Origin of the sequence: Crenobacter cavernae (assembly GCF_003355495.1) — a bacterium.
Lineage (GTDB): Bacteria > Pseudomonadota > Gammaproteobacteria > Burkholderiales > Chromobacteriaceae > Crenobacter > Crenobacter cavernae.
In genome coordinates this window covers 3,127,943-3,146,836 of the sequence record NZ_CP031337.1, presented here as the reverse complement: position 1 = coordinate 3,146,836, position 18,894 = coordinate 3,127,943, and the positions used below count along the sequence as shown (strand labels likewise).

General features: G+C 60.6%; 20 protein-coding genes and 1 tRNA gene. 15 read left to right on the top strand and 6 right to left on the bottom strand.

The genetic code is table 11. The features are described from left to right. The first annotated feature begins 251 nt into the window (after nucleotides 1-251). The 6 genes from DWG20_RS15255 (at nucleotide 252) to DWG20_RS15235 (ending at nucleotide 4,693) form a co-directional block, all read left to right on the top strand. Complete coding sequence (locus tag DWG20_RS15255) at nucleotides 252-731, top strand: hypothetical protein (protein WP_115434835.1); 480 nt, start codon at nucleotides 252-254, stop codon at nucleotides 729-731. A gap of 144 nt (nucleotides 732-875) precedes the next feature. Continuing rightward, nucleotides 876-1,982, top strand: coding sequence for a hypothetical protein (locus tag DWG20_RS15250; protein WP_147289975.1), 1,107 nt, complete (start codon nucleotides 876-878; stop codon nucleotides 1,980-1,982). Nucleotides 1,983-2,471: 489 nt separating this feature from the next. Then, the gene (locus DWG20_RS16040) at nucleotides 2,472-3,065 is read left to right on the top strand and encodes a hypothetical protein (protein ID WP_147289974.1); all 594 of its coding nucleotides are present in this window, start codon (nucleotides 2,472-2,474) and stop codon (nucleotides 3,063-3,065) included. A gap of 125 nt (nucleotides 3,066-3,190) precedes the next feature. Continuing rightward, the gene (locus DWG20_RS15245; protein WP_115434594.1) at nucleotides 3,191-3,622 is read left to right on the top strand and encodes a hypothetical protein; all 432 of its coding nucleotides are present in this window, start codon (nucleotides 3,191-3,193) and stop codon (nucleotides 3,620-3,622) included. Nucleotides 3,623-3,715: 93 nt separating this feature from the next. Continuing rightward, entirely contained in the window at nucleotides 3,716-4,180 is a 465-nt protein-coding gene (locus DWG20_RS15240) for a GNAT family N-acetyltransferase (protein WP_115434593.1), read from the top strand. Between the two features lie 105 nt (nucleotides 4,181-4,285). Next, nucleotides 4,286-4,693, top strand: a complete 408-nt coding sequence (locus tag DWG20_RS15235; protein WP_115434592.1) for a DCC1-like thiol-disulfide oxidoreductase family protein — start codon at nucleotides 4,286-4,288, stop codon at nucleotides 4,691-4,693. A gap of 388 nt (nucleotides 4,694-5,081) precedes the next feature. Here DWG20_RS15235 and DWG20_RS15230 read toward each other — a convergent pair whose 3' ends face one another. Then, nucleotides 5,082-6,101 (bottom strand): IS110 family RNA-guided transposase, encoded by a 1,020-nt coding sequence (locus DWG20_RS15230; protein ID WP_115434591.1) that lies wholly within the window; start codon nucleotides 6,099-6,101, stop codon nucleotides 5,082-5,084. Nucleotides 6,102-6,298: 197 nt separating this feature from the next. Between DWG20_RS15230 and DWG20_RS15225 the strand changes: the two genes are divergently transcribed. The 4 genes from DWG20_RS15225 to pxpA all read left to right on the top strand — a co-directional run bounded on the left by DWG20_RS15225 (nucleotide 6,299) and on the right by pxpA (nucleotide 9,372). Beyond that, nucleotides 6,299-6,652 (top strand): DUF1428 domain-containing protein, encoded by a 354-nt coding sequence (locus tag DWG20_RS15225; RefSeq protein WP_115434590.1) that lies wholly within the window; start codon nucleotides 6,299-6,301, stop codon nucleotides 6,650-6,652. 303 nt (nucleotides 6,653-6,955) lie between these two features. Further along, nucleotides 6,956-7,726, top strand: coding sequence for a 5-oxoprolinase subunit PxpB (gene pxpB / locus DWG20_RS15220; RefSeq protein ID WP_245944733.1), 771 nt, complete (start codon nucleotides 6,956-6,958; stop codon nucleotides 7,724-7,726). Then, nucleotides 7,719-8,666 (top strand): 5-oxoprolinase subunit C family protein, encoded by a 948-nt coding sequence (locus tag DWG20_RS15215; protein ID WP_115434588.1) that lies wholly within the window; start codon nucleotides 7,719-7,721, stop codon nucleotides 8,664-8,666. The genes pxpB and DWG20_RS15215 overlap by 8 nt, the downstream gene beginning before the upstream one ends. Further along, on the top strand, nucleotides 8,635-9,372 hold the full coding sequence (gene pxpA, locus DWG20_RS15210) for a 5-oxoprolinase subunit PxpA (RefSeq protein WP_115434587.1): 738 nt from the start codon (nucleotides 8,635-8,637) through the stop codon (nucleotides 9,370-9,372). Before DWG20_RS15215 ends, pxpA begins: the two co-directional genes overlap by 32 nt. Before the next feature lie 518 nt (nucleotides 9,373-9,890). Here the strand turns inward: pxpA and DWG20_RS15205 are convergent. Next, nucleotides 9,891-9,981 (bottom strand) — tRNA-Ser (locus DWG20_RS15205). A 67-nt stretch (nucleotides 9,982-10,048) separates the two neighbouring features. Continuing rightward, the gene (locus DWG20_RS15200) at nucleotides 10,049-10,378 is read right to left on the bottom strand and encodes a YegP family protein (protein ID WP_115434586.1); all 330 of its coding nucleotides are present in this window, start codon (nucleotides 10,376-10,378) and stop codon (nucleotides 10,049-10,051) included. Nucleotides 10,379-10,463: 85 nt separating this feature from the next. On the opposite strand from DWG20_RS15200, the gene DWG20_RS15195 reads away from it, so the two are divergent. Further along, nucleotides 10,464-11,618, top strand: coding sequence for a pyridoxal phosphate-dependent aminotransferase (locus tag DWG20_RS15195; RefSeq protein ID WP_245944732.1), 1,155 nt, complete (start codon nucleotides 10,464-10,466; stop codon nucleotides 11,616-11,618). A 58-nt stretch (nucleotides 11,619-11,676) separates the two neighbouring features. Here the strand turns inward: DWG20_RS15195 and DWG20_RS15190 are convergent, their stop codons facing one another. The 3 genes from DWG20_RS15190 to apbC form a co-directional block, all read right to left on the bottom strand. Continuing rightward, nucleotides 11,677-11,958 (bottom strand): barstar family protein, encoded by a 282-nt coding sequence (locus DWG20_RS15190; protein WP_245944731.1) that lies wholly within the window; start codon nucleotides 11,956-11,958, stop codon nucleotides 11,677-11,679. After that, a complete protein-coding gene (locus DWG20_RS15185; protein WP_115434584.1) occupies nucleotides 11,946-12,410 on the bottom strand; it encodes a ribonuclease domain-containing protein in 465 nt (154 codons plus the stop codon). The genes DWG20_RS15190 and DWG20_RS15185 overlap by 13 nt, the downstream gene beginning before the upstream one ends. Nucleotides 12,411-12,597: 187 nt before the next feature. Further along, the gene (gene apbC / locus DWG20_RS15180; RefSeq protein ID WP_220271973.1) at nucleotides 12,598-13,692 is read right to left on the bottom strand and encodes an iron-sulfur cluster carrier protein ApbC; all 1,095 of its coding nucleotides are present in this window, start codon (nucleotides 13,690-13,692) and stop codon (nucleotides 12,598-12,600) included. 167 nt (nucleotides 13,693-13,859) lie between these two features. Here apbC and DWG20_RS15175 point away from each other — a divergent pair, with 167 nt between their 5' ends. The 4 genes from DWG20_RS15175 (at nucleotide 13,860) to metG (ending at nucleotide 18,709) form a co-directional block, all read left to right on the top strand. Continuing rightward, the gene (locus tag DWG20_RS15175) at nucleotides 13,860-14,693 is read left to right on the top strand and encodes an aldo/keto reductase (RefSeq protein WP_115434582.1); all 834 of its coding nucleotides are present in this window, start codon (nucleotides 13,860-13,862) and stop codon (nucleotides 14,691-14,693) included. Between the two features lie 160 nt (nucleotides 14,694-14,853). Beyond that, on the top strand, nucleotides 14,854-16,095 hold the full coding sequence (locus tag DWG20_RS15170; RefSeq protein WP_115434581.1) for an MFS transporter: 1,242 nt from the start codon (nucleotides 14,854-14,856) through the stop codon (nucleotides 16,093-16,095). 77 nt (nucleotides 16,096-16,172) lie between these two features. Then, on the top strand, nucleotides 16,173-16,535 hold the full coding sequence (locus DWG20_RS15165) for a nucleotide pyrophosphohydrolase (RefSeq protein WP_115434580.1): 363 nt from the start codon (nucleotides 16,173-16,175) through the stop codon (nucleotides 16,533-16,535). Between the two features lie 110 nt (nucleotides 16,536-16,645). Then, on the top strand, nucleotides 16,646-18,709 hold the full coding sequence (metG, locus tag DWG20_RS15160; RefSeq protein WP_115434579.1) for a methionine--tRNA ligase: 2,064 nt from the start codon (nucleotides 16,646-16,648) through the stop codon (nucleotides 18,707-18,709). The last annotated feature ends 185 nt before the right edge of the window (nucleotides 18,710-18,894 follow it).

The window sequence follows — 18,894 nt, the reverse complement described above, 5'->3', positions numbered from 1 at the left end:
GGCGGTCGAAAAATCCTGGTTAGTTGAGCTAAGAAACCCGGTTTTTCGGCGTGAACCATTATTTCCTCCTGGGATTGTGCAGTTTTATGAGTGTTCAGCATGCAAGTCGATATGGGCTCTAGAACTGCCTGATAGAGCTTCTGGCTCATGGAGAAAGCTAGGTGTTAAGTTGCTAACAAGTCATTCCAGCGGACCCGCTAAAGCGGGCCGCTGAATTCAACCGTTAGGCGTCACAACAAGGGAGAATGAACATGACACGTCAACAGGCACTATCCGTTATCTGGCGCAAATTGCTTCTGATCTTCGTGCTGCTGCTGGGGATATCCATTCCACTTTCGCTACTTGGCGGCCCATTCACGGTGCCACTACTTACATTTATTGCCGGAAACGTCGGTGGGTATGTAGGGATACATCGGAGCCTTAGCGGGCTAAAAGACCAAGAGGTAGTTGAACTTTCCACCTCATGGCTGGGACTCATCGTGCCATCCTTCGTCGGCGGCATCTTGGCTTGTGTGCTCTATACATTGTTCATCTCGGGGATCATCAGAGGCGAGCTCTTTCCCAACATCGTCAATGACTCCGGTGCGGCACCGGAAGATTTTGGGGCAATCTTTCATCAGCATGCGGATGGTCCAGCTGCCTACGCGAAGCTTCTCTTCTGGGCATTCGTCGCAGGGTTTAATCAGCAATATGTTGTTGACGTCATTGACTCCATTCGGAGTCGCCAGTGACGCCTAAATATCAGGCAGCGGAGTAATGTATGCCTAACAATGCGCTCAACACCGTTCGCTCCGCTCACTGGACTCGCAAAAGCTACGCTTTTGCTCGCCTGTTAGCTTAATCGTTAGGCCCCACAGCCAGCACCGAGAGTCTGCATGAGTACCAACCAAGCCAAACGCCGACGCCGCGCATTGCTAGAAGTGTACGCATGGGGCGCTGCAGCCCTCTACAACGTCGTTCTGCTATCGACCTCTTACTACGACGACTTTGCTCGCTTTGTTGAAGGGCACGGCGTACGAATTGTTGTCACCGTCTTACTCTTATTGGTTCCAATCGTCTTCTTTCAGGCTCTGGGGGCGCCACCCCTGACACTCCTTTTCTCTCGTGGAAAGAACTCTGCCTCATTCGACGAAGTAGACCCGCAGGAGACTGAGTCACGGGCAAATCCAATGCTCGGTGTTAAGAAAGTCGCCGCCGAACCTCTCCCATGGATAGCTATTGGAACGCTCGCCTTGGGACGTGTGGCGATTCTCTTATTCCGCCATCCTGATCAATCTTCCTACTTCCTCAGAGAATATTACTCAGACCTCATTATCGGAGGACTCTTCTTTCTTTTCCCTTACGCCTTTTTTCACATATATGGCGCCTACCCCCTAAGCGTGCTTTTCAATTTGCTCTCACGCGGTGCTAGCATGGACGAATCTGAAATCTCGCCGGGCAATTTCGAAAAACCGAACGCCATAAAATCTCATGATTTCGGGCCGCTTATAACGCTGAAGCGACAGGCGCTTCGCTTGGAGCAAGTCGCTCGCAGTGTTTACTCTAGGGCTGGCATCTATCTTGTCGTAGGGGTACTTATCGCCTTTGCTGGTCTCGGATTCTTCTCGGTCTCTTTCTCTCATGGCGTCTTTAGCTTGCCGACTTCAGTCTTGACGACGAAGATTATTATTAGCATAACTGGCCTCACCTTTGTAGAGCTCATTGCATTCTTCTTCTTGCGCCAGTACCGTTCAGGGATGGATGAATATCGTTACTACGAAAACATGGTAAGGTCGAGACACGATCTAATAGTCCTGCTTGGATTGCTGGCAGACAACGAGCGCAAATATGATCCTTTGGACTTGGTGAAACTTAGAGCGCTTTGTGTTCAGCAAGGAATACTAAATAGCGGAGAGACAACGGAGATTCTTGAATCGAAGAAACTTCAAAAGGACGAGCTACAAGCCCTCAATTCAATTCTCGAGGTTATTCTTAAGAAATGATTTTCCGCAGTCATATTAAATGAGGTGCGGCCTAATTAATAGTTAGGCGTTTTCTTTTTAAGCAGCTCGGCCAACGTTGAGGCCTTCGTTCGTGGTCGGCGTAAAAGGTTGGCCGAGGGGTACGCCGGTCCCAGTCCAGGCCGTCAATTCGGGGTCGGCTGGCACGGTAGGCCGAGGCAACGTCGGTCCCGGTTCCAGCCGATGGTCTTTCGTGGTGTTGGGCTTTGCCGGTGGTCGCATTGGCTGGTGCCGGTGGTCGTCAGCAATTAATGCGTGGCGGTGTGGGGTCTTGGTTTTCCGGTCGCGCCGGGCTGGAAAGCGTGTCGGGTTGGCCGAGGGTTTTGGCGCTGGAGCCAGCCTAACAACTCATTCAAGTCGCCGCTGCGCGGCTGGGACGGGCAAAAGCGTGCCGCTTTTCCCCGCCCCTTAATTTAGGCGTTAGCAGTAGGAAGGTAAATGTTACATCTTCGATCTATTTGTATCTCTTTTATGGTGTTCGTTTCCGTTGGCTGTTCGACACCAAACATCAGCAAAAGTTATACAGGGCCAGAACGCCCAATCAATGAAGTTGCGGTGTACTCCCCTAATAATCGTGGGGACTTCAATGGACCCTCAATACTAACTACTCACCTAAATGGAAAAATTTTGAGAGAATATTTTTCTGAAATCCCATTTGGACCATACATTTCAATGGTCCCCGGTGATGTAGAGGTTAGGGTAACGTTTGATGACTATGAAGATGTATTTTTGTGGGTCATTGCGCCGAATGTAGTTTCTCTGAAGACAAAAAACTTCAAGGGTCACTATGATATTAAATTTAATGCTAAGCCAGGTAAGTTCTATGCGCCAATATTTAATTATAATTTGCCTCAGGAAAAAAGAATTTTAGAAATGTGTATTTCTGAATTGAATATGGGTAGTTCCTTAGCTGAAACAAGAGTTCCGCAAAAATATGTGGCATGCGGTAAGCCTTCAATTCCTGCTATAGAAAGTAATATAAAGATTTGCGCTGAAATTTATAAAATAAATGAGCCTCCTAAGCTTTATGATGAGATGTGCCGGGAAGTCATAAAATTAAAGTGAGCTGTCCGGAATAATGTGCTAACAGAGCGTTGAAGGCGCGCCCTAAAGGGCGCTGGGACGTTCCGCGCGTAGCGCGAAACGCCCCTTAACTTAGGCGTTAGGTGCCAAGGAGGCGCCGCACCACCATGCCCATTCCATACAACACTTGGCTAATCGTTGCGGCAGGCTTGAGCGCAATCGCTGCGCTGCTTCACGTCGCTATTATCTTTGGCGGCTCTCAGTGGTATCGCTTCTTCGGCGCCGGCGAACGTATGGCATTAGCCGCCGCTGCCGGACGTTGGTATCCAGCCATTGTTACCACCGGCATTGCTCTCGTCCTCAGCGTGTGGGCAGCCTACGCCCTCTCAGGGGCTGGCGTAATTCAAACGCTTCCGCTGCTTAAGTTTGGGCTCAGTGTTATCACCGTCATTTATTTGGTGCGCGGTCTTGCTATTGTCCCTTTACTCGTTATTGCCCGAGAGAAAACAACCCCTTTTCTCTTATGGAGTTCCGCAATTTGTTGCGGCTACGGAATCGTCCATCTCTTTGGCCTTACGCAAGTCTGGTCAATGCTGTGAAGCCGGCACCTAACAATGCGCTCAAAGCGCTCACTTCGTTCGCTGGGACCGCGTTCCGCGGCCCCTTAGCTTAATCGTTAGGCCCTTAAAAGCATGAGCATTTCAGCAGCCACCATCCAAGTGCGGCAGGCTTCGGTCGCAGACCTTGAGGCTTTGGCGCCTCTCTTCGACGGTTATCGGCAGTTTTATGGCAAGCCCAGTGACATTGCGTTGGCTCGCGCATTTCTGCTGGAGCGGTTCGAGCACAACCAGTCCGTCATTTTCATTGCCGCACAGCCCAACGGCATAGCAGTTGGGTTTACTCAGCTTTACCCCACGTTCTCGTCTGTTTCAGCAGCACGCACGTTCATCCTCAACGACCTCTTTGTAGCAACAGAGGCGCGGCGCGGCGGTGTTGGCATCAAACTGTTGCAGGCTGCGGCACAATTTGGCCGTTCTGTCGGGGCGGTTCGTTTGTCTCTGTCCACAGCCACAGACAATGAAACAGCACAGGCTTTGTATGTTTCTCAGGGGTGGGTTCGTGACACCAAGTTTTATGCCTACAGTTTGTCGCTGTAGCGGGCCTAACAAGGCGCTCCAGCCGACGGTCTTGCCTCCGCTTCGCTCCGGCAAGCCCGCGGCTGAGCTGGGGCGTTAGGTGCCGCTTATGGGCAGGAATAGGCAATGAGTGAGCAAGAGGTCTTACTTGTCTATGACAAGCAGTGTCCTGCTTGTGACTACTACTGCAATTTAGTTCGTATTCGCGAATCAGTCGGTCGGCTTGTGCTCGTTGATGCCAGAGATGGCGGACCCATCATGGAGGAAATAACGGCAGCAGGCCTCGACATTGATCAAGGCATGGTCGTGAAGGTGGGCGCGCAACTCTACTACGGCTCAGATGCAATCCATGTTCTTGCGCTAATGGGTACAAACAAGGGCTTCTTTAACCGGGCGGCCTACTGGGCCTTCCGCTCACATGCATTGTCTCGGGTGCTATACCCAGTGCTCCGGGCGTGCCGCAATCTTTTGCTGAAGATTCTTGGCAAGACCAAGATCAATAATCTCAGAGTCAGTGGCAATGATAGGTTCTAGTGAAGCGGCACCAAACAACTCGTTGAAGGCCGACGGCTCTGACTAGCCGCGGCCTTAACTCGAACTACAAGGGCTTCCCCATCGTTTTCAATAACGATGTGAACGGTTTGCTTCCATTGCAGCAAGACCACAGCGCGAGGCAAGAAGGTGAAGGACTGCCAGACTACAACCGGTCATGTTGGGCGACTCGCCCGGACCCTGATGAAAGACGCGCGTGGGGGCCTCATTCGTTAGCCGGAATTGAACGCCATCCCCTTGAGTTAACCAGGCACTCCCCGCGCGGGTCCAACCCGCTTCACATCAACGCTGCGATGTCCTGCAAAGAACACGATTCACGGCATGGTGTTGCCCTTTTGCTGCAGACGGGTTTCCAGGCTGGCGGCGAGACTCAGGCTGGTGCCAGCCGGAAGTCATCACCAAACTTCAAGACCGCCCAGACCCGCCGGGCATTCTTGGCGGCAATCGCCACCACCGCGTTCCAGTAGCCACGTCGTTCCTGCAGACTTCTGGCCCAACGGCTGAAGCGGTCCTGCTTGTCCCCCAAACCCGCCAGCACCGCTCGGGCGCCCATCACCAGTAGGCCTCGCAGATAGGCATCGCCGGCCTTGGTAATGCGTCCGAGCCGGACCTTGCCACCGCTGCTGTACTGACCGGGTGTCAGCCCCAGCCAGGCGGCAAGCTGGCGGCCATTGTCGAACTCATGCCCGACGCCCAGCGTGGCCAGCAGCGCACTGGCGGTGGTGGGGCCGATGCCGGGCAGCTGCATCAGGCGTCGGCTGCGGCTGTCCTGGCGGGCCGCTTCGCGCATGGCGGCGTCGTACTCGGCGATGCGCTCGTCCAGCCGGTCGGCGTGCGCCAACAGGTCGCCGATGCAGCGGTTGGCCCAGCCGGGCAGGTCTTCGAGGTGGGCGCCGATGTGGTGGCGCAGGCGTTCGACCTTCTGCGGCAGCACGATGCCGAACTCGGCGATCAGGCCGCGGATGCGGTTGTAGAGGGCGGTGCGCTCGGTCACCAACCCCTGGCGGGTGCGGTGCAGGCAGAGCATGGCTTGCTGATGCGCATCCTTGACCGGCACGAAGCGCATGGCGGGGCGGCTGACCGCTTCGCAGATCGCGGCGGCGTCAGCGGCGTCGTTCTTGCCACGTTTGCCGCTCATGCGATAGGGGGCGACGAACTTGGGCGCCATCAGCCTGACGGTGTGGCCGTAACCCTGAAACAGCCTGGCCCAGTGATGGGCGCCGGAGCAGGCTTCCATGCCGATCAGACAAGGAGGCAGCTGGGCGATGATCGGTAGCAGTTGGTCGCGGGGGACTTTAGGTTTGACCAGGGTGGCTTTGCCAACTTGGTCAACGCCATGCAAAGCGAATACATTCTGGGCGAGATCGATCCCCAAAGTGATAATGGTCATGGACTTCCCCTCCTGCGGTAGGGATGAGGTGTGGAAACTCCATCATGGCAGCTGATGCTGCCAGCGGCTTCCGCCGCAGCCTTGGGATGGGGAAGTCCCTTTCATTCGTTATGGAGCGGTAGCGACCATCTGGCGTTGACCTAAGATCAGTTTGTTGGAACACATTCAACAGTCCACGCAGATCGAGGAGGATTGAAATGTCATACGTTGACGGGTTTGTCGTCGCCGTGCCCACGGCAAATAAAGAAATCTACAAGCAACATGCGGAGGCAGCTGCTACCGTCTTCAAGGAGCATGGAGCACTAAAGTTAGTCGAGTGCTGGGGCGACGATGTGCCTGAGGGCAAAGTCACTTCCTTTCCCATGGCGGTTAAATGCAAACCTGATGAAACCGTTGTTTTTTCCTGGATCATCTGGCCTTCGCGCAAAGTACGTGACCACGGCATGGAGAAGGCCATGGCTGATCCACGATTGCAGCCAGATAATAATCCGATGCCGTTTGACGGTATGCGCATGATCTATGGCGGCTTCGAAATGATCGTGGATCTATGAGCACTAACACTTTCAAATGATGTTTCATTCTACTAAGCCGCTCCATAACAATTCACTCAAGCCGATGCCGCAAAGCGGCGCGGCTTAATTCAGACGTTATCCCTGCGATTGACCGCTTCGGGTCGATCTCGGCCCATCGGCCCACAGGCAATACGGTGGTGGTCAGTCGCATGCAAACGGATGTTCAGATCGAATGCAAACAGGCGTGCAGATGTGTGCAATTGCACACCGATTAGTCAGGAGGGGGAGCAAGAAATAGGAACGGGCGAGTAGACAGGCACCCAAGCCCCTTCTCGCCCAACCATGCAAAAACGATTTACAAATAAATCATCGACGATGCGCTTTCGCATGGTCGGACACGGCGACCTACTTCCCGCGAAACAGGCCGCCTCCTCTTCTGAAGGACGTCCCGCGATGGAAGGAGAAGTCCGCTTCTACTTGATGGGGGAACGTGCCGCCGTCCTGGCCTCGCGTGCGCCCGCCAGCTTGCCCTGTCAGCGCAGGATCTGGTGGATAGCGGACCGGCTGCATGGCGACGCCGGCTTGATCGATATCGTGCCGGGGATGAACAACCTGACGCTGATCTTTGATCCCCTGTCCGTCGATGGAAAAGCCCTGCTCGATCGATTGCGTGCGCTGTGGCTTCAAGCAGGGCAAGCTGAAGAGACCTCGCGGGAGGTGAGCATTCCCGTCAGCTATGGCGGTACAGACGGTCCCGACCTGGGTGAGGTCTCGCACCATACCGGGCTGAACGAAGAAGAGGTCATCGCGCGGCATAGTGGCGCCGAGTATGTTGTGTACTTTCTCGGTTTTCAGCCCGGTTTTGCCTATCTGGGAGGCTTGCCCGAGAGCTTGGTCACTCCGCGTCGCGCCGAGCCGCGACTGGCCGTACCGGCGGGTTCGGTCGGCATCGGCGGCAGCCAGACCGGTATCTACCCGACCGTCACGCCCGGTGGCTGGCAGATCATTGGCCGAACCGAAGTCCCCCTGTTTGCCCCCTCTCTTTGCACGCCCACCCTGCTGCTACCTGGAGACAGGGTACAGTTCATTCCTGTGGCGGCCGACCGTGCTTGAGATCCTTCGCCCCGGCGTCCAGACCACGGTGCAAGACCTGGGGCGCCAAGGCTTGCGACATTTGGGCATCGCCGTGAGTGGCGCGCTGGACAGGCCCGCACTGCGACTCGCGAACCGTCTCGTCGGCAATCCGGAAGGTGCCGCCGGCCTGGAAATCGTCATTGGGCCGGTTGTCATCCGCTTTCACCGCGCTGGCTTCTTGGCGCTCACCGGCGCCGACTTTGACGGCACGCTCGATGATGCCCCGGTGAGGAGCGGCTGGCGGCAAGGAGTGCGTGCTGGGCAGGTGCTGACCCTGCATGGTTGTCGGCAAGGCATGCGGGCTTATCTGGCCGTGGACGGTGGCATCGACGTTCCGCCGGTGCTGGGCTCGCGCGCTACCGATATCAAGGCAGGCTTCGGCGGGCATCAAGGCCGCGCCCTACGGGCCGGCGACCACCTGAACCAGGGTGAGCCCGTCCCCCTAAAAGGACGCATCGGATGCCGTCTGCCGGTATGGTCGCCTGCGCTTAGGTCGATCCCCGGACCGGAATACGACGAGTTTTCACCCGAATCACGGGATATTTTCTGGAACAGCGAATGGGCGGTTTCGCCGCAAAGCAACCGCATGGGCTATCGCTTACAAGGTGAACCGTTGATTCGCGAAGCCGGCGACGACTTGCTCTCGCACGGTGTACTACCCGGCGTCGTGCAAGTACCGCCCAACGGCCAGCCCATTGTGCTGTTGGCCGACGCCCAAACCACCGGCGGCTATCCGCGTATCGCCGTCGTCATCGAAGCCGACCTATGGAAGCTCGCGCAAGCCCGCCCCGGCGCGCGGCTGCGTTTTGCCTGTTGCACTGAGGCTGACGCGGTCCAAGCCTTACAACAATCACGCGATAAGTTGGACCTCTTTGAACAGGAAGCATATGGACATCGATCTGAATGCGGACGTGGGTGAAGGCTGCGGGAACGACGACGCGATCCTCGATTGTGTCAGCTCCATCAGCATCGCCTGCGGCTGGCACGCCGGCGATACTGACACGATGCGCAGGGTGTTGCGCGCGGCGCGCGAACGGGGCGTGTCGGTCGGTGCTCACCCGGGCTACCCCGATCGTGAACACTTCGGGCGCCGTAATCTCGATTTGCCCCCTGACACGGTCTACAACGGCGTGCTGTTCCAGATTGGCGGACTGATGGCACTGGCCCGGACGGAAGGCTTGCACCTGAATCACGTCAAGCCTCACGGCGCCCTCTACAATCAGGCCGCAAAAGACCGCGCATTGGCTACCGCCATCGCCACAGCAGTCCGGGACGCAGACCCCGGGCTGAAGCTCGTTGGACTGGCCGGTAGCGAACTCGTCGCGGCCGCCCGCAGTGCCGGCCTGACCGCTGTCGAAGAGGTCTTTGCCGACCGGGCCTATCTCGCCGACGGCTCGCTGGCGCCGCGTGGCATACCCGGGGCCGTCATCGAGGATGCCGACGCGGCCCTCGCCCAGACGCTGCAAATGATCCGCACGTCTACCGTTACCGCGCTGGATGGTACCTCCATCCCCATTCATGCACAGACGGTCTGTCTCCATGGCGATGGCGCCGATGCCGTGGCCTTTGCCCAACTGCTACGCCAAGCCCTCATCAGCGAAGGACTGACCGTGCGCGCCCCGTGAGCCGCCCCGGCGGGTTTACGCCGGGTTCGGTTCGCGAGAAGAAACGCAGAGACTAGAGCAAAGTGTGGCCAGAACCATTAGTTGACCAGCACAGGGAAACATAATGTGGCCAAGCCAACAGATGTGCGGGGTCACTTCCGCGTGCAAACGCTTTATGATCCGGAGAAGGCGGACCTCAAGTGTGGTCTCCTTGCCGGTGTGGTTTCGCGCTTAACCAACGGTCCTCCGCCCGCCGGGACAGACCACTCGCCACGGGTCATGCCAAAAATTAGGTATAACGGGGCGATTTAATGATGTCCAGATCGAGAATGGCGGGGTCTGATCGGGGTGGCCGACCGAGGAGAGTCAAGAGAGTTGCGTGGAGCTGACAGGATGTTAGGCAGAATTTTAGCAGGGAAGGCGTTGCCGCGCGCTTGAAGGGGCGGACTTAAGCGGCAGAATTTTGTGGGTAGATTTGTGGGTAAGAGAAAATGAAAAACCCGCAAACCTTTGCGGTGTGCGGGTCTTCATTGGCTGACTGGCGGAGAGGGAGGGATTCGAACCCTCGGTACGCTATAAACGTACGCCTGATTTCGAGTCAGGTACATTCGACCACTCTGCCACCTCTCCGCTGAATCAGTGGGGCGCAGTATAGAAAACCCGACCGTGCTTGTCAACGGTTTTTTTCATACGGCATTCAGATATCGACCACTGTGGCGTCCGGCGCGTGTTTTTTTACCGACTCGATGCCGTTTTCCAGCGCCGCCTTGCTGCTGTAGTACTCGCTGCGGCCGATTTCCTGGTGGTTGGCGGCCTTCAGGATGAAGTAGGGTTCGCCGTTCTTGTTCTCGCGCCGTTCGTAGTGCGCGTCGTCGGGGGCGTTCTTTTTGACCGACTCGACGCCGTTCAGCGCGGCTGCGTGGGTCTTGTACAGTTCGCTGGTGAGGATGACCTGGCCGTTGCCGGCTTTCAGGTTGAACATGAACTGGCCGTCTTTGGCGGTTTTCACTTCGAACTTTCCTGCCATGGTGAGCTCCTCTTCGGGTTGGTAAACTCGACCTTCTCAGGTTGGGCGATGGCGTCCCGTTTGTCATCCCCCGCGTACAAGGAGTGTGGTTTTGAAGTTGGCCGAGCGTATGCAGGCGATCGCCCCGTTCCGGGTGATGGCGATTCTGGAGGCGGCGCGGAGAAGGGAGGCGGCCGGGCACGACGTGATCCACCTGGAGGTCGGCGAGCCCGACTTCGGCACGCCGTCGGCGATCATTGAAGCGGGCCGGCGGGCGTTGGCCGAGGGGCAGACCTTCTACAGCGCGGCGCAGGGGCTGCCCGCGCTGCGCGAGGCGATCGCGCGCTGGTATGCAGACCGCTACGGGGTCGACGTGTCGCCCGAGCGCATCCTGGTGACGCCGGGCGCGTCCGGCGCGCTGATGGTGGCGCTGGCGATGCTGGTCGGCGACGGCGACGAGGTGGTGATGGCCGACCCGACCTACCCGTGCAACCGCCACTTTGTCAGCCTGTACGGCGGCACGCCGGTGACGCTGGCGGCCGGGCCCGCGTCGCGCTACCAGTTGACGGCGGCGATGTTGGCCGAGGCCTGGGGCGAGCGCACCGTCGCGGCGATGGTCGCGAGCCCGGCCAACCCGACCGGCGGCGTGCTGTCGGCTTCAGAAATCCAAACGTTGGCCGAGGTCTGCCGCGCGAAGGGCGGCACGCTGATCGTCGACGAGATCTACCATGGCCTGAGCTATGGGCTCGACGCGGCCAGCGCCTTGCAGGTCGCCGACGACGCGCTGGTGATCAACAGCTTCTCGAAGTACTTCCAGATGACCGGCTGGCGCCTAGGCTGGCTGGTGGTGCCCGAAGGGTTGGCCGAGCCCGCGACGCGGCTCGCGCAGAACCTCTACCTGTGCGCGCCCGCACCGGCGCAGGCGGCGGCGCTCGCCGCGTTCGAGCCGGACACCATCGCCTTGTTGGAACAACGCCGCGCCGAATTCGCGCGCCGCCGCGACTTCCTGGTCGACGCCTTGCCGCGCCTGGGCTGGACCGTGCCGGTGGTGCCGGACGGCGCGTTCTACCTGTATGCCGATGTCAGCGCCGTCACCGACGACAGCCTCGCCTACTGCGCACGCCTCCTCGAAGAGGCCAACGTCGCGATCACGCCGGGGCTCGATTTCGGATCTTATCGTGCTGACAAGCATGTACGCATCGCGTACACGACCGGCGTCGACAGGTTGGCCGAGGCGGTCGAACGGATCGCGCGTCTGTGAGTCGCAGCGGGAATGAAAAGAGCCGGCCAAACGGGCCGGCTTTTTTCGTGGGCGCGCCTCAGGGTTCGAGGCGCAGCGTGACGTCGTCGCGTTCGTCGGCGACCTCGCGCAAGAGATCGATCACCTTCGCGTAGACCGTCGCCCCGAGCGCGGTACGCGCCGCGTCCGTGTTGCGCCATTCGATGGTGAACGGCCCTTCGACGTCGGCCGACAGGCAGTCGAACAGCGCGTCGAGGTTGCGGCCGAAGTGCGCGGGCAGGTCGAGCTGCGCGATCAGCGCGTCGTAGAGCTCGTTGAGGGTGTCGACCTTCTCGATCAGGCAGGTTTTCATCGGCGGCATGGCGGGATCTCCCGGAAGGTCTGGTAGTGGTCGACGGTGACGAAGCGCCGCCCCGAGTCGGCGAACAACAGCCGCTTGGCGTTGCGCTTGCCGCCGCGGTAGTCGAGGTCGGCCTCGCGCCAGGCATCAATGGGCAGGCGTCGCTCGCGGTTGCCGAAGCGGTCGCCGCCTATCGAGTTGCCGTAAAGCGCCTGCACGCTCCACAGGCTGCGCCCGGGGCGCCAGCCGGCCTCACGCGCCTCGCGCTTGGTGACGAAGCTGGCGGGCAGCCGGCCGCTGCGGTTCAGGCTGACGAGCACGTCGGCGAGCTGTCTTTCGTCGAGCTGGCGGCCGGTGTCGCGGTTGACCGTGGCGGCGGCGTCTTTGCAGTCCGGCGCGGCGTGGGCGGCGCCGAGTCCGAGCATCAGCGCGAGGCCGGCGACGCGCAAGCTAAGGGAGCGGAACGGGGTCATGCCTGGCTCTCTCTCAGGGAAAAGGGCGGTTTGTCATGATAGCGTTTTCGGATCGACGTTGGCCGAGCCGGATCGTCCGTGCCGCTCTTGGAAGGCGCTGAGCCCTGGCCTTACGGCAAAAATCATTTCGAGCGTAAAAGCAAAACGGCCCGCAGCGAGCAGGCCGTTTTTTGTAGCAGAAGCGCTATCAGTTGTTCTGGATCACGATCTTCGGGAACTTGGTCGAGAAGTCCTGCGCCTTCTCGCCGACCTTGACCGCGACGCGGCGCGCGATCGCCTTGTAGAGTTCGGCGACCTGGCCGTCGGGGTCGGCGGCGACGGTCGGCTTGCCCTCGTCGACCGCGAGACGGATGCCGATGTCGAGCGGCAAGGAGCCGAGGACTTCGACGCCGAAGTCGGCCGCCATCTTTTCCGCGCCGCCCTCGCCGAAGATCGGCTCGGCGTGGCCGCAGTTCGAGCAGATATGGGTCGCCATGTTCTCGACGAGGCCGATGATGGGCACGCCGACCTTCTGGAACATGGTCACGCCCTTCCTCGCATCCAGAAGCGCGATGTCCTGCGGCGTGGTGACGATCACCGCGCCGGTCACCGGCACCTTCTGCGACAAGGTCAGCTGGATGTCGCCGGTGCCCGGCGGCATGTCGATCAGCAGGTAGTCGAGGTCGTTCCAGCGCGTGTCGTTCAGCAATTGCTGCAGCGCCTGGCTGACCATCGGGCCGCGCCACACCATCGCCTGGTCCGGGTCGACCAGGTAGCCGATCGACATGGTCTGGATGCCGTAGTTTTCGATCGGGATCAGGTGCTTGCCGTCTTCGGTCTCGGGGCGCTGGCCGGCCAGGCCCATCATCAGCGGCTGCGACGGGCCGTAGATGTCGGCGTCGAGGATGCCGACGCGCGCGCCCTCGGCGGCGAGCGCCAGCGCGAGGTTGGCGGCGGTGGTCGACTTGCCGACGCCGCCCTTGCCCGAGGCGACCGCGACGATGTTCTTCACGCCCGGCAACAGCGTCACGCCGCGCTGCACCGAGTGGCTGACGATCTCGCTACGCACGTTGGCCGAGACCGCGCGGCCGCCGGCGACCGGTGCGATCGCGGCTTCGAATTCGCCGCGTACGCGCGCGAACTGGCTTTGCGCCGGGTAGGCGAGCACCACGTCGAGCGTGACGGCGGCGTCGCTGATCTTCACATTCTTCACCGCGCGGCTCGCGGTATAGGTCTTGCCGGTGTTCGGGTCGACGAGGCCGGCGACGGCGTCGAGCACCTGGGCATCGGTCAGTTCGGGCATGGCGGGCGAGGGCTCCTTGGCGGAATCGGAAAAAAGTTTGCTCAGTCTGGACAGCATGGCAGCGGCGCCGGGGATGGAAATACCCGAGTATTTTACTCGCTTTTTCCCTGAGCCGGCATCGCCCTACAATGGCGGCCAAGATCACGGAACCAAAACAAGGAGACATTATGAAAACCGTCACGCTGCCTTCCGGCGTCAAGGTGCCGGCGCTCGGCCAGGGCACCTGGTTCATGGGCGAGCAACGTTCGCGCCGTGCCGACGAGATCGCCGCGCTGCGACACGGCATCGACCTCGGCATGACGCTGATCGACACCGCCGAGATGTACGGCGACGGCGCGACCGAGGAGCTGGTCGGCGAGGCGCTCGCAGGCCGCCGCGACGAGGCCTTCCTCGTCAGCAAGGTCTACCCGTGGAACGCGTCGAAGAAGGGCACCAAGCAGGCGTGCGAGAAGAGCCTGAAGCGGCTGCAGACCGACCGGCTGGATCTGTACCTGCTGCACTGGCGCGGCAACGTGCCGTTCCGCGACACCCTCGCCGCGATGGAGGAGCTGGTCGCCGAGGGCAAGATCCGCTACTGGGGCGTCAGCAACCTCGATACCGACGATATGGACGAGCTGTACGAACTCTTGGACGGCGAGCGCTGCCAGACCGACCAGGTGCTCTATAACCTGACGCGCCGCGGCCCGGAGTACGACCTGATGCCGTGGGCGCGCGAGCGTCGGATGCCGATCATGGCCTACAGCCCGATCGAACAGGGCCGCGTGCCGGCAGACGGCGCGTTGGCCGACATCGCCGCCAAGCACGGCGTCAGCCCCTACCAGGTCGCGTTGTCGTGGGTGATCCGCGACGATAACGTGATCGCGATCCCGAAGGCGGCGCGCGCAGAGCACGTGGCCGAAAACCGTGCGGCGCTCGATCTGGTGCTCGACGAAGAGGACCTCACCGCGCTCGACGCCGAGTTCCCGGCACCGGACTACAAGATGCCACTCGAGATGCTGTAATCATTCGGCATTAATCGGCGGCGGGTCGCTAGCCGGAAATTGGCTATTTCTATATAATTCAAAGGCCTGACACGACGGGCGGCAATCCCGCCGCCCGCTCCGAAGCCGCTGTGCTCCACAAGAGCCCGGCGGCTTTCTGTTCTTTACGTATGGATACCTTATGCAAAAAATCTCCGCGCTGACCCGCGCCACGCTGTGGTTCCCGCTGGCGCTGGTGCTGTTCGAATTCTCCGTCTACATCGGCAACGACATGATCCAGCCGGGCATGCTGGCGGTCGTGTCCGAGTTCGGTGTCGATTCCGGCTGGGTGCCGTCGTCGCTGACCGCCTACCTCGTCGGCGGCGCGATGCTGCAGTGGCTGCTCGGCCCCTTGTCCGACCGCATCGGCCGCCGTCCGGTGATGCTGTTCGGCGCCGCCTTCTTCGTGGTGTCCTGCGTCGCGACCTTCTTCTCACAGAGCATCGAGAGCTTCATGGCGCTGCGCGTGCTGCAGGGCATGGGGCTGTGCTTCATCACCGCGATCGGTTACGCGTCGGTGCAGGAGGCATTCGAGGAAAACGCCGCGGTCAAGGTGACCGCGTTGATGGCCAACGTCGCGCTGATCGCGCCCTTGGTCGGCCCGCTCGCCGGCGCCGCGCTGATCGCGCACTGGCCGTGGCGCATGGTGTTCGGCCTGATCGCCGCCTGCGCCTTCGTGTCGTGGCTGGGGCTGCTCCGTAAGATGCCGGAAACAGTAGCGAAGCCGGCGGGCAAGCTGTCGGTCGGCAGCGTCGCCGGCGACTACCGCGCGCTGCTGAGCAACCGGCGCTTTCTCGCCGCGACGCTGGTGCTGCCCTTGATGTCGCTGCCGCTGTTGGGCTGGATCGCGCTGTCGCCGGTGTTGCTGATGGAGGGCGCCGACATGAGTCCGGTCGACTACGGCCTCGCGCAGATCCCGGTGTTCGGCGCGCTGATATTCGGCAACCTCACGCTCGTGCGCCTTGCCGACAAGGTGCCGCTCGGCCGCTCGGTGGTCTACGGCCAGTTCTTTTTGCTGCTCGGCGTCGCCGTGATGGTCGCGACCAGCCTGTTGCCGCCGTTGGCGGCCGGGCTCGGCCTGATGGCCGGCGTCAGCCTGATGGCCTTCGGCGAGGGGCTGTCGTACGCCGTGCTGTACCGTTTCGCGCTGACCGCGAGCGACGTCAGCAAGGGCACGGTCGCGGCGACGATCGGCATGCTGTCGATGGGCGTATACGCGGTCGGCATCGAGGTGTTCAAGCACGGCTACTTCAGCGTCGGTCCCTTCGGCTACGCGGTGCTGTCGCTCGCGTGCACGTTCGCGTTCTGGCGCCTGTCGCGGCGCGTGGTCGCCGGCGCGATGCGCGACCGCCGCGACGGAAAGCTGGCAGACCAGACGGCCTGAGCCGCTGCGAGAAACCACAAGGTTGGCCGAGCATGCCTTCGCTCTGTCTCGGCCAAGCTTTTCATTGGGGAGCACTCATGGACCAGGCGACACTCGCCGACCTCTTGGCGCGCTGCCGCGCGTTCCGCGACGCACGCGATTGGCAGCGTTTTCACTCGGCGTTCAACCTGATCGTCAGCCTGAATCTCGAGGCGGCCGAGCTGCTCGAATTCACGCAGTGGCAGACCGAACAAGGGTTGGCCGAGCGCTTAGCGACCGAGCCGGACGCCCGCCAGGCGCTCGCGCACGAATGCGCCGACGTGATGATGTATCTGCTGATGCTGTCCGACGCGGCCGGCGTCGATCTATATCAATCCGTCATCGACAAGCTGGCGATCAACGAGACGCGCTATCCGGTCGACAAGGCCAGGGGCGTGTCGACGAAATACCGCGACCTGTAAGCCCGGCAGGGTAGGGCTCGGCCGGCCGAGCACCCGGGCGGGCCATTAACTGCTGCTATACTTGGCGGTTTGCGATTTCAGCGATTCCAATTCATTAGGGGAGCCCCGGCATGAGCCAAAAACGCCAGATTCTGGTGACCAGCGCGCTGCCTTACGCCAACGGCGCGATCCACCTCGGCCACATGGTCGAACACATCCAGACCGACGTCTGGGTGCGCTTCCAGAAGATGCGCGGCCACGACTGCCATTACGTCTGTGCCGACGACACGCACGGCACGCCGATCATGCTGGCAGCCGAAAAGCAGGGCATCACCCCGGAGGCGCTGATCGAACGCGTGAAGGCCGAGCACCTGGCCGACTTCACCGGCTTTCATATCGGCCACGACAACTACTACAGCACCAACAGCCCGGAAAACAGGCACTACGCCGAGAGCATCTACCGCACGCTGAAAAACAACGGCAAGATCGTCTCGCGCACCATCGAGCAGTTGTTCGACCCGGAAAAACAGATGTTCCTGCCCGACCGCTTCGTGAAGGGCGAATGCCCGAAGTGCTCGGCCAAGGACCAGTACGGCGACAACTGCGAGGTATGCGGCGCGACCTACAGCCCGACCGAGCTTAAAAATCCGTACTCGGCGGTGTCCGGCGCGACGCCGGTGCTCAAGAGCTCCGAGCACTACTTTTTCCGCCTCGGTGATTGCGCCGATTATCTCAAAGGCTGGACGGCGGGTTCGAGCCTGCGCAGCGACGGCGAAACCCAGCCGCACCTGCAGGCCGAGTCGCTCAACAAGATGAACGAGTGGATCGACGGCGGCCTGCACGACTGGGACATCAGCCGCGACGCGCCTTACTTCGGCTTCGAGATTCCGGACGCGCCGGGCAAGTACTTCTACGTATGGCTCGACGCGCCGATCGGCTATATGGCGTCGTTCAAGAACCTGTGCGACCGCACCGGCCTCGACTTCGACGCCTACTTCGGCGCCGATTCGAAGGCCGAGCTCTACCACTTCATCGGCAAGGACATCCTGTACTTCCACGCGCTGTTCTGGCCGGCGATCCTGCATTTCGCGGGCCTGCGCGCGCCGACCGGCGTGTTCGCGCACGGCTTCCTGACCGTCGACGGCCACAAGATGTCGAAGTCGCGCGGCACCTTCATCACCGCGAAGTCCTACCTGGACGTCGGCCTGAACCCGGAATGGATGCGTTACTACGTCGCCGCCAAGCTGAACGCGCGCATCGAGGACATCGACCTGTCGCTCGACGACTTCGTCGCCCGCGTGAATAGCGACCTCGTCGGCAAGTTCGTCAACATCGCGAGCCGCGCCGCCGGCTTCGTCACCAAGCGCTTCGGCGGCAAGCTGGCCGACAGCGTCGGCGACACCGAGATCCTCGCCAGGCTGCAGGCCGAGGCGGCGAGTATCGCCGCCGCCTACGAGGCGCGCGAATACGCGAAGGCGCTGCGCGATGTGATGGCCCTGGCCGACGTCGTCAACGCCTACGTCGACGCGAACAAGCCGTGGGAACTGGCCAAGCAGGAAGGGCAGGACGCGCGCCTGGCCGAGGTCTGCACCGTGCTGATCAACGCCTTCCGCCTGTTGGCGATTTACCTGAAGCCGGTGCTGCCGAAGTTGGCCGAGGGCGTCGAGGCGTTCCTGAACGTGTCGTCGCTGAACTGGAGCGACGCCGACAGCCTGCTCTTGGGCCACACCATCATGCCCTACCAGCACCTGATGCAGCGCATCGATCCGGTGCTGATCGAAAAACTGACCGAAGCGAACAAACAAAGCATGGAAACCCTGACCGCGCCGGCCGCCGCCGGCCAATTCGAGCCCGTCGCCGACACCATCGCCTTCGACGACTTCGCCAAGCTGGATTTGAGAATTGGCAAGGTGCTGGCGTGCCAGTTCGTCGACGGCTCGGACAAGCTGTTGCAGTTCACCGTCGACCTCGGCTTCGAGCAACGCAACATCCTGTCGGGCATCCGCAAGGCCTACCAGGAACCCGAGAAACTAGTCGGCCGCAAGGTCGTCGTCGTCGCCAACCTCGCGCCGCGCAAGATGCGCTTCGGCACCTCCAGCGGCATGATCGTCTGCGCGTCGGGTGCCGACGATCAGTCGGGCCTGTTCCTCTTGGACGCCGACGAAGGCGCTGAGCCGGGGATGCGCATCGGCTGATCGCCGACTAAGGCCGAAACCTCGGCCAACGTTGAAAGCCCGCCGGCGTCTAGCCGGCGGGCTTTCTTATTCCCTTTCGTGAAACGGGCATGTCATAAATATTTGTTAAGTTGGTCTGGCTAAAGGAAGTTTTTCGTTATATCGTGTCTGATATGCTGTTGTTTTAGAAAAGACGGGCGGCAGGT